The 13,207-nt window shown below is 41.3% G+C and carries 11 protein-coding genes; 4 read left to right on the top strand and 7 right to left on the bottom strand.

Annotated features, from left to right (window positions below):
- Positions 1-118 precede the first annotated feature (118 nt).
- The 7 genes from LG402_RS14325 to LG402_RS14295 form a co-directional block, all read right to left on the bottom strand.
- Positions 119-571 (bottom strand): IrmA family protein, encoded by a 453-nt coding sequence (locus LG402_RS14325; RefSeq protein WP_008916299.1) that lies wholly within the window; start codon positions 569-571, stop codon positions 119-121.
- Positions 572-636: 65 nt separating this feature from the next.
- Positions 637-1,125, bottom strand: coding sequence for a hypothetical protein (locus LG402_RS14320; RefSeq protein ID WP_227335801.1), 489 nt, complete (start codon positions 1,123-1,125; stop codon positions 637-639).
- A gap of 149 nt (positions 1,126-1,274) precedes the next feature.
- Positions 1,275-1,748 carry a hypothetical protein gene (locus tag LG402_RS14315; protein WP_227335800.1) on the bottom strand — a complete coding sequence of 158 codons (474 nt, stop codon included), beginning with the start codon at positions 1,746-1,748 and terminating at the stop codon, positions 1,275-1,277.
- Positions 1,749-1,926: 178 nt separating this feature from the next.
- A complete protein-coding gene (locus tag LG402_RS14310) occupies positions 1,927-2,634 on the bottom strand; it encodes a helix-turn-helix transcriptional regulator (RefSeq protein WP_227335799.1) in 708 nt (235 codons plus the stop codon).
- Positions 2,635-2,845: 211 nt separating this feature from the next.
- The gene (locus tag LG402_RS14305; protein ID WP_008916296.1) at positions 2,846-3,682 is read right to left on the bottom strand and encodes a DUF932 domain-containing protein; all 837 of its coding nucleotides are present in this window, start codon (positions 3,680-3,682) and stop codon (positions 2,846-2,848) included.
- Between the two features lie 14 nt (positions 3,683-3,696).
- A complete protein-coding gene (locus LG402_RS14300) occupies positions 3,697-4,122 on the bottom strand; it encodes an antirestriction protein (RefSeq protein ID WP_008916295.1) in 426 nt (141 codons plus the stop codon).
- 91 nt (positions 4,123-4,213) lie between these two features.
- Positions 4,214-5,086, bottom strand: a complete 873-nt coding sequence (locus LG402_RS14295; RefSeq protein ID WP_227335798.1) for a GTPase family protein — start codon at positions 5,084-5,086, stop codon at positions 4,214-4,216.
- Positions 5,087-5,490: 404 nt separating this feature from the next.
- Between LG402_RS14295 and LG402_RS14290 the strand changes: the two genes are divergently transcribed.
- Genes LG402_RS14290 through LG402_RS14275 form a run of 4 tightly spaced genes read left to right on the top strand, consistent with a single transcriptional unit; the run spans position 5,491 to position 13,079 of the window.
- Positions 5,491-6,423, top strand: coding sequence for a WYL domain-containing protein (locus LG402_RS14290; protein WP_227335797.1), 933 nt, complete (start codon positions 5,491-5,493; stop codon positions 6,421-6,423).
- Between the two features lie 8 nt (positions 6,424-6,431).
- Positions 6,432-8,510, top strand: a complete 2,079-nt coding sequence (locus LG402_RS14285; protein WP_227335796.1) for a class I SAM-dependent DNA methyltransferase — start codon at positions 6,432-6,434, stop codon at positions 8,508-8,510.
- The gene (locus tag LG402_RS14280) at positions 8,507-9,856 is read left to right on the top strand and encodes a restriction endonuclease subunit S (protein ID WP_227335795.1); all 1,350 of its coding nucleotides are present in this window, start codon (positions 8,507-8,509) and stop codon (positions 9,854-9,856) included. Before LG402_RS14285 ends, LG402_RS14280 begins: the two co-directional genes overlap by 4 nt.
- The gene (locus tag LG402_RS14275; RefSeq protein ID WP_227335794.1) at positions 9,849-13,079 is read left to right on the top strand and encodes a DEAD/DEAH box helicase family protein; all 3,231 of its coding nucleotides are present in this window, start codon (positions 9,849-9,851) and stop codon (positions 13,077-13,079) included. Before LG402_RS14280 ends, LG402_RS14275 begins: the two co-directional genes overlap by 8 nt.
- Positions 13,080-13,207 lie beyond the last annotated feature (128 nt).

The raw sequence follows: 13,207 nt of genomic DNA, 5'->3' as shown, positions 1-13,207 counted from the left end.
ATTATTGTTTTATTATTGATGAAGGTATTATATCTTTCCCACTTTAAAAGTGGGAAAAACAAAAATGGCAGATCATTCAATCTGCCAATCGTTACTTTGATAGATAGCTAAAAAACTATTATTTTTCCCCAGCCACCGACATCTTCGCCAACTCAGGATTATTGGCCTCAAAGATGGATAACGGCAATTCGACCTTATGCCCGTTCTGATCTTCCACCGCTTTAACAACCTCAAATTCAGCAACATCTTCACAAGGAATTTCCAATCCAGCAAAGGTGGCACGAGTGGCGCTAGAATCGCCAAAAGGTTCCACTTCCAGTACTGTATCCCCTAATACTTTTCCTTTTCCATCTTTCATTCGCAGCGTGAGTTCAAGCGCACCAAACTCCGCATGGTCTAGAACCATATGGTTACCGCCATTATCGAGGGTAAATGAATAACCACAGTAGCCTTGGTTAATAAAATTTGAGCTCGTATGTGTGATGCTCGCATAACGCTGTTGTTCTTCAGCCAAGCTAAATGTACTGACTGCCAATAAACTCATCGCAAATAGGCTTTTTATCTTATTCATTACGTTACCTTTAGTTATCTTGTATCGTCCTCGCTACCGCCATTGACGGCAGCGAGAATATAGATTTATTGTTGGTAGGCTTGAAATCCGCCTTTAGTACGGTCCTTTTCTTTCCAGCGTGGTCGATTCTTGCCTGAGAACTCTTTTTGCATACTCCAATACCCAATGGGGTAACGAGCTACAATCGTCCCGCCAACACCAATATCGACCGAAGAGTACTGACCATTATTAATCGTCCCTTTCTGGACGTAGGCATTAGGGCTACAAGTGCCTGTATCGCGTTGTTGCCAGTTTCCGTCAGTTCTTGCCACGATATAAAAATCACCAAATGCACAACCTGACGCAGATTTATGATTCAGTACAGCAACATAATGTTTGGTTGAGCCCACAATCCTACAAGTACTATTCTGGCCCCCACATACTTGCCATAAGGTTTTACCGTCATTCCCTTTATATTCCCAAATGGTATTTTTAGGGGGCTGGCTGGTGGCAGAGGCGGGTGATGTCATCAACCACAGTGAGGCCAATACAGTTACAACTACATATCTTTTCATTATAAATTCCTATCAACATAAATAGAAACGTCAGATTGACGCTTGTTGAACACCGTCTAATGGGTGCTTGGTTTTCCCTGATATGGCGTATTCGGTGGTTATCGGGTGAATGGTGAATAAGGTATCGACAATAAAATTGCTGACCATGGTTAATGTGATGACTGACGGTTTAGTTGCACTGAAACCCAGTGACGAATTCGCCGATAAAGATAAAAGGCAATACCAGTGGCGATAAGTAAATCAACCAGCAATATCGTGGTGGCGATTCCTTCAGTAAAACCGTATAGCCAACCGGATGACATGATAATCAGTAGGCTAGAGAGGGCTAATCCGATAATGATGGACGAGATAATGGCAACTAATTTGGGGTTGAAATGGATTTTATAATCAATCCCCTTAAAGGCACTTAAAACCCACAAGCCCAATTGCGCCAAGAGTTGTGGGATAAGCAAAGCCGAGAGATATAAAACGAAGTACATCAATGTGATCCCATACGGGTTCATGATGAGAGCGATAAGCTGGAAGTGTGTTAACAATACGCCCGTGATCCAAAGGCATAACAAAATACTGATAACAATAGCGATGCGTTCTAAACCCAATTGTAAGTGTGAAACGGTGTTCATATTTTTTAAGCTTCCTTATGTGATGATGAATTCACGATGTAATGGTTATTTTGAATAGGCATGGCCCATTCGTGACCGCAATCGCGGCACATCCAGCCCGAGCCCCATGCAATGATGTCTTGCTCAGAAGAACAGTGGGGGCAATGTGTGGGATGCGATGCTGGTGGGGCTAATAACGTCATGGTCGGCTCCTTTCTTTGTGTGATGGAAGAGAGGTAAGTACTTGTGATATCAATCGAAAATGCGGTAAGGCTGCGATAAAACTGTTTTGTTGTGACAATTGCATCACTGCGTGTTTCGGTGTAAAGGGGGTATTGAGCGGCTGAACTTGCTGGATATCCTCTAACAACAAGACATGCACTTGTTGGTGGTATTCCGCCAATAAATACCACTGGCCTTCACGGTAAATCAGTTGATAAGGTTGTAGCGGATTAAAACGACGCTCAGGCGTGAGTATGCTAATAGATTGCTTACTGGTAATGGCATACACCAATTGATAGAAATGGTCGGCATGCAAAGCCGAAATCTTATGGGCGTGATGCCAAATCAAGCAAGGTGCATGGGGCTGCTGGGTTAACAGTAACCCGAGTAAGCGACTGTCTAGCCCCGGAAACAATCGCGTCATCCCAATCTGTTTCACAAAGGTAAGAACATCTTTGTCTCGATAAGCTTTTAGCGTATTGATAGGCAAACGATAACAACCTTGCCGACCTTCTACACCCAGATAAGCCAATCGTTCACGTAAATCCCGCTGTAACGTGCGTTCAGAAACATTGAACTCTTGGGCTAAACACGAGAGCACAAGGCTTTCTCCTGCCATTAATCGGGCAATCAGCGCAGAGAGTCGCACAGCCATGCGGTCATATTTTCGGTTGGTCTGAAACATAACGTATTGCTCTCAATAACAGACGTTAGGAAATTAAGAAGTGAGGGAGTTTAACTTAGGGGATTGACAGGTTATGTCTGTTGGGAAAAATTCTCATTGGGCTTTTTAGTGAAAAATGACTATAAGTAATTCATTGATAAATAACGCCATGCTGTTTATTTAAACGATAGGAAAGTGAGGTGTAACGACACAACCTGTCAGGGCGGGAAAATTAGTTGGGCTGGCGAGGGGCGAGTTGGTTAAATAAGGTATCTGCCATCACCCAAAGGGCTTTATTGAGTTTGATATCGCCATCAATCCCATTCACCGAACGAGTTCGGGCACGTTTACCTTTTTCAGTGCGACCAGATAATCCTCCTTTAATCAGGTTTTCTTGTAGACGTTGGTACACCGTCCAAAGATCTTCTTTCTTATCTTCAACGCGTCGAGGCTGTAGGACTTGCTCTCGCGTGACGGGCTGAAATTCTTCACCAAAGCGGTAGGTCAACGCCGCTTCCGCAAAGGCTTGCTGGGCAGGAGGCGGTAACAATAACGACTGCATACTTTCGCGTTTTTCAGCCACTTGCTCAAACGTATCGAGTACCTCATATGCCCCTTCAATTACTTTACCCACCACATCCCCTTTATGAGGCACACGCACTTCACCTAACACATCACCGCACACCAAACCGTTAGAGCACACGGCTCTAAAGAGTCCCGGTAACATTTGATAGCTACTTGAGCCATCATGGCTATTGAGCAAAATAATTTCAGGGACTTGTACGCCTGTAATTTGGTCATGTCGCCGCAGGCGTAACATATGCTTGGTGTGCTCTCGACGACTCACATCCCGTACCCGAGTCTGGCAGGCAAAGAACGGATAGAAACCTTCTTTTTGTAGGCTATCTAACAAGGTGATGGTGGGAATGTAAGTGTACCGTTCACTACGTGAATCGTGCTTTTCTTCAGAAAACACACTCGGTACAGTACGGAATAACTCTTCGATAGTGAGTGGACGCTCACGACGAATGCTGTTAGCAGAACCAAAACGTGAAGCTAATAAACTCATGATAAAACTCCGGATTAATCAATTAAGTGGAAAATGGCAGAGGATTCGGGATGCTGTGAAGCGTAGTCACGCAACTGATAAAAGCGGTCACACATCACTTCGCTTTCTGTTTGGAAAGACCAGATGCTGTACAGGATAAGACACACTGCAATTCCTGCCGCCTCTTGGCTCACCGTGGCTTCATTGCCGTTATGCATGTTGAATAGGGTTAAGGTGTCTGCGTTGATATCGGGGTAGATAAAGGCACCGCCATTATTGAGCGAGCCGTACTCCCAGTAACCGCCATGATACTCATCGCAGAATTGGCCCATCGTGGTGAAGATCACCACTTCAAAGGTGGCCCAGCCTTTCACTGCACCAAAATGGTTGAACCAAAAATCAAGGCGTTGTTCATCAGGGACTAATTCCATTGTGATAGTAGATTCAGTTGTGTTACTCATAAGTTGATACTCCAATATAAAGAAATAAAAAAGCGCCAATCCCGTTAAGGAGTGGCGCTAGATGTCATCAATGTTGTGTTAATTTAAGAAGTTAAAAGAAAAAACTCCACAAGGATTTAGCGACGGATACGATGCTGTTTTTGACAGTGCTGATCGTATGTTTTATCAATGTGGGTAATGGAATAATATCGATTATGGTATCGACGATATCACTGACACATTGCCCAAAATCGTTACGTGCTGAATTTTCCACGGAATGAGTCCGGTAAGTGCTGTTCAGTTGCCTAGTGACACCGCTACTGGCTTGCGCCGGTAACGCCTGTATTAATTGCTCCGCTAATTCAGTGAGCTGAAAACCTTCTGCCGCAGAAACCGTCATCACAGGATGATGCGGCTTAAATGCTGTTATCACTGCTTGTTGCTTCAAAACTAAATTAGCTGCTTGCTCAGAGGATGGCAGCTGGCACAGTTCATCCCACTGGCGGCAGGGCTCTATCTTGTCGGCTTGGTTCAGCACAAATAGAAAGCGACTTGGTTGATAACCACATTGCTCAGTGAGAAAGCGATAACACTGTTCATCAGAAGACCATGCCCTGTCATCGGCTTTGAGTACCCAGATGATTAAATCCAGTTCTGGCAATAAGTTACGATAGAGCTGGTGGTACTCTCTATCTCGCTCAAGGCTTTCCCCTACACCGGGTAAATCAATAAAGGTGAGCGTATGGTTGTTCATCGACATACTGAAGCGTTGCGCTTGGCGCGTACAGCCTGAAACATCACCCACAGGCGATAAGAGCGATTGGAATAATGCGTTGATAAGGCTGGATTTTCCTGTACCCGTTTTACCCATCAGGCCGATGGTGGGAGAGTAGTTGATTAGGGAGTTAAGTTGGTTGAAAAAAGAGGTTTGGAATGAATGAGGTAGAGTGGATAGCAGGTTTTTAAAATGAGAGTTCTGAGGCATATTACTCCTTGAAATAAAAGAAAAGTATAATTATTCAAAGAGATAATATATATCTGAGATTTTTTGTAAGGTCAGAGGATAAGACCATTCATGAGAAAAATTCTTGCTTACTTGGCTATATGGCGTGAGTAGCAGATAGATTGTTATTCATTATAGATCATCAAGTTGTCGCTTAGTCTTCCCTACAAAATAATGTATGATAGGATTACACCTAATAAAATTAATTAGGTTGAGGCCTATTCAGTGTTTTACGGGAGGGTGTCCAGCTTCAACCAGTAGAGATTGCTAAGTCATTGCGGATGAAGAGCTGCGTTGAGCGAAGCCGTTCAATGTGATTACGCGATGTCGGTCTTTACTCTATAAACAGAATTTTAAGAATCGGTTGAATTGGAAAAGCAAGAAGCATGACAAATGATGGTCGGAAACAAACGGTAGTGGCGAGGCTCGATAGGTCTTCGCAGATAGTGCGGTTGCCACAAGCAACTAGGGATCGCATTGCTCACATCGATTTCACCTTATTGTTTAAGGGAGAAGCGGTACGGGCGAACTTAGTCGATCGCTTCAGCATAGCTGCAGCACAAGCAACGAAAGACTTCACAATGTACAGAGAGCTTGCTCCGGGCAACATTGAGTATGACCAAAAGCTCAAGTTGCATAAGCGTGGTGAAGCATTTGAACCCCTTTTCGACTATGACGTTGTGAGAACACTGGCGACGATTAGCCAAGGTTACGGCGATGGCTTTACTGGAAAAGTAAAACCACCTCTTGTGTGTGAAGCGCCTTATCATCTTAACAAGCCAAGCCTATCTATAGTGGCGAAAGTCACCGAGGCCATACACAAAGGCAAAGTCTTGATCATCACCTATGTGTCGTTATCGAGTGGTGAAACCACGCGTGAAATTGTGCCGCATACGCTGGTGGACAATGGTCTGCGTTGGTATGTACGTGGTTTTGACCGCAAACATGGTGAATTTCGTGATTTTGTACTGACCCGAATTAAAGCAGCGGCTGTGCTTGAAGATTCTACGTTATCTGAGGCTGAGCTCGAAACCCAGGACCGGCAATGGAACCGATTTGTAGAGCTGGAGTTAGTGCCGCACCCACGCATAGAGCATAGCGAAGCTATTGAGCTGGATTATGGCATGACGGGTGGTGTAATGAAGGTTGAGGTTAGAGCGGCAACTGTGGGGTACTTGCTTCGGCTTTGGAACGTCGATTGTTCCAAAGAGGCTCAGTTAAAAACACCCGAATTCCATTTATGGTTAAAAAATTATCAAACTTTATACGGTGTCGGTAACCTTGCGATTGCGCCTGGTTTCGATAGCGTGACAGCATAGGGAAGAACATGAATATTTTACAATACGAATCAAAAGTTTGGGCAACTGCTGATCTTCTACGTGGTAGTGGTATCAAAGAATCAGAATGGCCTTCGTTCATGATGCCTTTCTTTGCTCTTGTGATGATTGAAAGCCGACTTATACGGATGTTTGATGAACTAAAGGCAGAAATAGGCGAAGAAGCACTTAAAGAGATTCAACAAGAAGATCTCTATGATCTCATCAAAGATAAAGGCCAAGGCTACAACATCGTCATTTTTGAGAAAAAACAATCGTTATCCGATATTTGTAAAAATGACAAATCTTTTGATATCGACTTCGATGCCTACCTCCATGGCTTTGATGGTGAAACGAAAGACCTGCTTGGCGTGGATGCCGTTGAGGGCGAAAAGTTTCTTGATATACGAGGTGTAATAGCCAAGCTAAAAGCAAAAAAGGTATTGCTTGGCTATACCAAACTTTGGGCTGAAATTGACCTCAAGCCTTTTAATAACTCTGAGATCACCACACTAGAAGAGCATATCAAACGTAAATGGGCTGACATCTCAGCAGAAACCGCCGGGGAACAGTACACCCCTGATGATGTAATTGCACTCATCAGTGATATTGTCGCTTCGAAAATAGAAGAATCCGACAAGCTTCTTAAAATCTATGACTGTACCTGCGGTGGCGGCAATATGCTATTTGGTGTTGAGGACCGCATAAACAAAAAGTTTAAGCGTCTAACTCAAACGTATGGACAAGATTGGAATGATGCTCTTTATGCACTGGCAAAGATCGAAAGTCGTTTTCGCCCTGATTCAAAAATCGAACACGGTAACACTTTGGTTGACGATAAATTCGACAACGAAGAGTTTAACGTGGTAATTGCTAATCCACCTTATGGTGTAAGTTGGTCTGGCTACGCCAAAGACATTCAAAACGACAAAACAGAACGTTTCAAATTCTTACCATCCATCTCTGATGGTCAGTTGCTCTTTATGCAACATTTAATCTCGAAATTGGATGCTAATGGTGTGGGTGTTGTTGTTCATAATGGTTCTACATTATTTAGTGGCGATGCAGGATCGGCTGAAAGTAACATCCGCAAGTGGATGCTAGAGAGCAAACTAGTAGAGGCTGTTATTCAGCTTCCAACTGATGAGTTTTTCAACACCGGCATTCACACCTACCTTTGGGTGCTAAATAAAAATAGAGATCCAAAATCTGAAGATAAAGTATTGCTGATTAATGCAAGTGAAAAGTGGACTGAACTCAAGAAAAGTAAAGGTTCGAAGAAGCGTGAAGTAGCCGAGGAGCAAAGAGCCGAGATAGTACAAGCACTGCTTAAATATCAGGATAATGAATTTACCAAGGTCTTTGAAAAGGAACACTTCTACTTCAACAAACAAGCGATCATGCTAACCAATGTAGATCAAAACGGGTTAACTTTTGAATTGCAGCTACCAATGAAAGAGGATAAAAAAACTGGCGAAATGAAGAGAGATGCCTCTAAACCATTAGCGGTTACGTCTTTAACTGACGGAGAGAGAGAGCTTACTGAGTTTTCTATTACAGAATTTAGTAGAGAATCTTACAGTTCCTTATTCGAGTATTTTGAACAAAATATCAAACCATTTATTTCAGGTCTTAATTATAAAGAGCAGCTGCTTAAGGTCATGACCAATTCAAGCACCTATTATTACGATGACGAGCAAGAAACCCTAATCAAAGAAGATCGTAAAACAGGGGCTGTTCAAGCATTAGGCTGCGGGAAGATTGTCATTAAGGCTGCACTCAAGAAAGCCACAAAAAAACTACCGGAACGAATTGATATTACTGTTGAGTTGACTCCGGATTATCAAAAAGACTACGAAGTTATTCCATTTAACAAAGATCCTGTGCTTAATCAGCAAACTATTGAAGCCTTTATGGCGAAATACATCAGTAAGCCGTTTGAATATCTTGAAAATGTCGTTGGTGTAGAAATTAACTTTAACAAAATTTTTTATAAGCCAGAGGCGCAACACAGTGTTGAAGATGTTTTAAAGGAAATAGCAGCGCTTGAGAAAGAGTTAAAGCAATTGGATGAGGCTATTGCACTATGAAGTTGCATTCAGAAACCTATGATTCGTATAAAAACGCCGAAGGCGAATGGTCAGAAGCCATACCTAGTGAGTGGCAAGAAAAGCGCGTAAAAGATCTTTTTAGGTTAGTAACCGACGCTGCACCAGCAGATAATGATTACGAGCTACTTTCTTTATATGCAGGCATTGGGGTAAAGCCACGTAAAGATTTGGAAGCCAGAGGTAACAAAGCCAGTTCGACCGATGGATATTGGATTGTCAGAAAGAATGATATTGTCGTGAACAAGCTTTTGGCATGGATGGGGTCCGTGGGTTTGTCTGAATATGAAGGTGTTACCAGTCCTGCATATGATGTATTGAGGCAGACACAACCAGAGCTCGATCCAAGATACTTTGCATATTTATTCAGGACTGAAACTGCAAAAAAAATATTCCGCAAGAACTCTCGTGGAATTATGGATATGAGGCTACGTCTTTATTTCGATAAATTAGGCGCGATAACTGTGCCATACCCTTCTCCGACCGAACAAAAAAATATTGCAGACTATATCGATAACAAAGTAACCCTAATTGATAAGAAAATTAATGCCCTAAGTAAGAAGGTCATTCTATATAAAAAATTGAGAGCTACGACTATTGATGAGATTGCTTTATCTGGGATGGGAAAAGATACGCCATTAAAATATAGTTATGATGACGCTATTGGGGAAATTCCTAGCCACTGGGAGGTGCTCCGTCTAAAGGAAGTTGCAAATATACAGAACAGTAACGTAGACAAAAAGTCCCATGATCATGAAAAGACAGTAAAGTTATGCAACTATGTGGATGTATACAAGAATGATTTCATAAACTCGTCTTTAGAATTTATGCAAGCAACTGCTAATGATAGTGAAATAGCTAAGTTTCAGATATTCAAAGGGGATGTTTTTATTACAAAAGACTCGGAGACTTGTGAGGACATTGCTGTTCCTGCATTAGCTACAGAAACTCTGGAAGGTGTTTTGTGTGGTTATCATCTAGCACAAATCAGGTGCAATCAAAAAATAATTTTGGGTGAATACCTGTTTAGATTATTTCAGTGTCAACGATTTGGTAAGCGATTTACTGTTTTTGCCAAAGGGATTACTCGAGTTGGGCTTGGCCAATCAGCAATAGCGGATGCTCTAACACCTATCCCACCATTAGAAGAGCAACTGGAAATTGTCAATAAGATTAGATGTTCTACTGAAGTAACCGACAAGGCTATTGGGAATTTATCAAGGCAAATTGAAAAATTAAAAGAGCTTCGCATAGCCGTAGTTAATGATGTTATTACAGGGCAGATTAGATTGAAAAATACTATAAAAAAAGGACTGCAGTATGAATGAACTACACCTGCAAGATAAGTTTTTGATCCCTTTTTTTTGTGATGACCTAGGCTACCGCGAAGTCAAAGCCAACACAGTAACAAACTCTTTGATAATTGAAGAAGACCTAGAATTTTTTATCAGCGAAACTAATCTCAATAAAAAGGCTTACGATACGCTGATAAAAAAGTATAAGGGTGATAAAGCCCTATTGCTTAAAGAACTCATTGAGATAATTCAAGAGCGCATCGGTAGTAGCCGTAATATGGCTTTGTTTATCAACGCAAATAAGTCGATTACCCTGCAAGGCGTTAAGCTTCACCTGTTCTACCCAAGTGATAGTGTCATTCACGGCAACAAGTTATTTGAGCAGAATATCTTTTCGGTTGTACAGGAGCTGCCTTATAAGTTTAAGTTTCAGGGCGAACAGATATTCTCATTCCGTCCTGATATCGTGCTTTTTGTAAATGGTATTTATCTTGGTTATAGCGAACTGAAAAGTAATTATACCAGCCAAAACGCTAGTAAAAACGGGCGCGGCAAGGTGATAAAAGACTACTTTGAAGCGGTAAAAGCCTATCATCAGCATGTCGATAGTAATGATATGTTGAGTGAGAATGAAAAGCTTGCGCTACGCAAAGACTTCTTAAAGGTCTTCGAAAAAGCTATACATATCACCACAACAGATATTGGTGAAACCTACGTTATTCGCACCATTGCAGATTATTTCGATGAAATACTCACAACTTGTCGTGAAGGCAAGTTTGACAGAGAAGAGATAGAAAAAAAGGCGCATAGCGTATTTAAGCTATATCCTCTACTTAAACCTGATGCTGATAAAAAGTCCAAGCTAAAAGAGTTATTCAATGCTCTTTATAGTAAGTTCATGGTTGAGAAAGAAATCCTATACTACAACTTTATTGAACGCGACGTACACGTCAAAAAAGGCATTAAAGAGGTTAAGAATGAGCCGGGATTCTTAATTTCGCCGAGACCAAAACAGAAGTTTGGTACAGATAAAATCATGGCTAAGATTGATGAATTTTTAGACCATGAGCAAGACCCTAATTATTTTGACAATCTCCTTACGAAGCAACTAGTTGGTGTTAGTGAGGCTAAAAAAGCTGAGCTCCTTCAAAAGCGTAAGGCCTATTCGAATAACAAAAACGTTTATTCGTTATTAATGCAATATGCAGCAGGCTTTGGTAAGTCAAATATTATCGGTTGGTCGGCACTACAGCTAAAAGACCTTCGCCGCCCAGACGAAAATGGCAATATGCAGTACGTGTACGACAAGGTCATGATAGTCGTTGACCGATTGCAGCTGCGTAGCCAGATAGACTCACTAATGCTTAACATGAATATTGATAAGCGTTTGGTGGTTGAAGCTACGAACAAGAAAACCTTTCAAAATGCTTTAGCCTCTGACAGCCGAATTGTGATTGTTAACTTACAGAAGTTCGGGGCAGTTAAAGAGATGATGGATGCGAGTGTTTTAGCAAAGCTCGCCAAAATGCGTATCGTTTTTCTCATTGATGAGATACATCGCTCTAATAGTGGTGATCAACATGAAGAAATGGTAAGTATCTTCGACGAATTGCAAAGTCCTTTTGATGGCGAAGCTTATGCTGGTAAAGCAACGAAGAAGAACTTAATTGTCGGTTTCACCGCTACACCGGATGATCACACGCTGGCACGCTTTGGTGAATTTAGCAGCTATGCAGAAAGCGAAAAGCTGTGGCGGCCATTTGATAGCTTCACCATGAAAGAAGCGATAGAAGATGGCTTCATCCTAAACCCACTTAAAAACATTGTACCTGTGGCATCTAAAATGCTATTTGATTTACCTTCAAATCCACTCGAAGGTTTCACAGAGAAGGAATTTAAAGATGCTAAGAAAAAGCAGGTGTATGAGAACCGAGAACGTATTGACGCAATATCCAAGTATGTTGCTGACCTTTTGGTAAAAGATGTTTACCGCCAAATACGTGGCACTGGTAAAGCTATGCTTGCCGTATATTCCATTAAATCGGCTATCGCTTACAAGGAAGCAGTCACTAAATACTTTAACGAGTTAGTTAAGCTTCCTAAATATGAGAAGTATGCAGAGGCTCCAATTCATATTGTCTATTCGAGCAATCAGGACGAGCAAAGTGCTACGGGCTTGAATGAAGGCCTATCTGAAGAAAAAATATTGGAGAACTTTGCCCTAAAGAAAAATGGCATAATCATCGTTGTCGCCAAGCTTCAGACAGGCTTTGACGAGAAAAAACTGCATACACTGTTTTTGGATAAAGAAATTCGTGGTATTAGCGCCATACAAACGATTTCACGTGTTAACAGAACGGTCAAGTATAAAAACGACTGTAAAATTGTTGATTTCTCTTATAATAATGTAAACGTTCAGAACATCAAAGATGCGTTTGAGCATTTCTCTGATGTGGTCATCAGCGATTTTGATCCTTTCGGAGATAAAAAGGTTCTCGATATTCTCTTCACTGAGCTCAATAAGTCTGATACGTATGATAAATTCTTCAATGTGTTTATGGGGATTTCTAGTGATCCTGCCAAACGAGATCAGCCTGAATCATATCTTGATTTTGAAAGTAGTCTTAAAAAATACATTGGGGCGAACCCTCAGCGTACAGCAGACACCAAGGCTAAAGCAGCACAATATTTTACGATATTAAATCGCATTGAATTTGTAATAGCCTTGGATGCCAAGTATAGCGAACCAAATTTTCTATTATTTTGGTGTAAATTCAATGCATTATATAATACACTTCATCGAAGTGATGACGTCAAAGATCCTATTGAAGTGTATTTTGACAACCAAATAGGCATGGTTGAAGTAATTGCAGAAGAGCCTAAAAAGAAGAAAAAGAAACCAACAGAAGTCGCAACCGGAGCACCTCCTGGGCCTGGTGGGCAATATGACATTTTAGCAATCATTGCTGCACGCAATGATCAAGAAGAGAAAATTGGCTCACTCATTCTGGAATTCGAATCAAAAATTTCTGACTTTTTCACCTATGTAAACAATTCTACTGAAGGTGAGCGATTGATCGTTAAGATTAAGTCGCATGTTTCAGAAAATGAAATCTATGATGACTTTTCAAAAATTTATCGTAAGTATCGTGCGCTCTATCGCTCTAAAGTCGGTGACTATTTCTTTAAAGAGACTGAAGATTTGGTTGATAAACTTTGTGATGATTTTGAACTGATGCTTAGAGAACAAGACTAATTTATTTCTTCAATTAGTTGAGCTTGCCATTATCAAATTTGCTAATTTGGCTACTATAAAAAGGATAGTGCTCTTTTTCTAGCGTATAAACGACTAAGGAAATAATAAGTGGTCACATTTGATCAATT

Origin of the sequence: Proteus sp. NMG38-2, from assembly GCF_020640995.1 — a bacterium.
GTDB lineage: Bacteria > Pseudomonadota > Gammaproteobacteria > Enterobacterales > Enterobacteriaceae > Proteus.
The sequence above is the reverse complement of the archived record's forward strand: the minus strand, read 5'-3'. Positions and strand labels throughout refer to the sequence as shown.

Bases quoted from the DNA above. Each gene is read 5' to 3' on its own strand.
- LG402_RS14275 (WP_227335794.1), top strand. From the start codon at position 9,849: ATGAATGAACTACACCTGCAAGATAAGTTTTTGATCCCTTTTTTTTGT.
- LG402_RS14320 (WP_227335801.1), bottom strand. From the start codon at position 1,125: ATGAAAAGATATGTAGTTGTAACTGTATTGGCCTCACTGTGGTTGATG.
- LG402_RS14295 (WP_227335798.1), bottom strand. From the start codon at position 5,086: ATGCCTCAGAACTCTCATTTTAAAAACCTGCTATCCACTCTACCTCAT.
- LG402_RS14305 (WP_008916296.1), bottom strand. From the start codon at position 3,682: ATGAGTTTATTAGCTTCACGTTTTGGTTCTGCTAACAGCATTCGTCGT.
- LG402_RS14300 (WP_008916295.1), bottom strand. From the start codon at position 4,122: ATGAGTAACACAACTGAATCTACTATCACAATGGAATTAGTCCCTGAT.
- LG402_RS14285 (WP_227335796.1), top strand. From the start codon at position 6,432: ATGAATATTTTACAATACGAATCAAAAGTTTGGGCAACTGCTGATCTT.
- LG402_RS14310 (WP_227335799.1), bottom strand. From the start codon at position 2,634: ATGTTTCAGACCAACCGAAAATATGACCGCATGGCTGTGCGACTCTCT.
- LG402_RS14315 (WP_227335800.1), bottom strand. From the start codon at position 1,748: ATGAACACCGTTTCACACTTACAATTGGGTTTAGAACGCATCGCTATT.
- LG402_RS14280 (WP_227335795.1), top strand. From the start codon at position 8,507: ATGAAGTTGCATTCAGAAACCTATGATTCGTATAAAAACGCCGAAGGC.
- LG402_RS14290 (WP_227335797.1), top strand. From the start codon at position 5,491: ATGACAAATGATGGTCGGAAACAAACGGTAGTGGCGAGGCTCGATAGG.
- LG402_RS14325 (WP_008916299.1), bottom strand. From the start codon at position 571: ATGAATAAGATAAAAAGCCTATTTGCGATGAGTTTATTGGCAGTCAGT.